Source organism: Elizabethkingia argenteiflava, assembly GCF_009904105.1.
GTDB classification, from domain to species: domain Bacteria; phylum Bacteroidota; class Bacteroidia; order Flavobacteriales; family Weeksellaceae; genus Elizabethkingia; species Elizabethkingia argenteiflava.
In genome coordinates this window covers 1-215 of record NZ_JAAABJ010000427.1, presented here as the reverse complement: position 1 = coordinate 215, position 215 = coordinate 1, and the positions used below count along the sequence as shown (strand labels likewise).

1 protein-coding gene is annotated in these 215 nt (G+C 30.2%); it reads left to right on the top strand.

The window, feature by feature from the left end; all coding sequences use genetic code 11:
• The coding region (locus GNY06_RS04975; RefSeq protein WP_166519062.1) for a transposase at positions 1-200 on the top strand (200 nt) is incomplete at its 5' end.
• Positions 201-215: the final 15 nt, after the last annotated feature.

Here is a 215-nt window from a genome sequence, read left to right as displayed (position 1 = left end):
TTTTTAGAAAACCCCGAAAGCGCATCGAAACCTTATTTTCGCAATTATGTGATCAGTTTATGATTAGAAGAAACTATGCGAAATCCTTTGATGGCTTTAAGAATAGAATATTATCTAAGATAATGGCAATGACTGTTATACAATGCATTAATAAACTAAACAATAGAAATATTAACAACTTAAAAACTCGTATTGCTTAAATGCACCACGGGTTA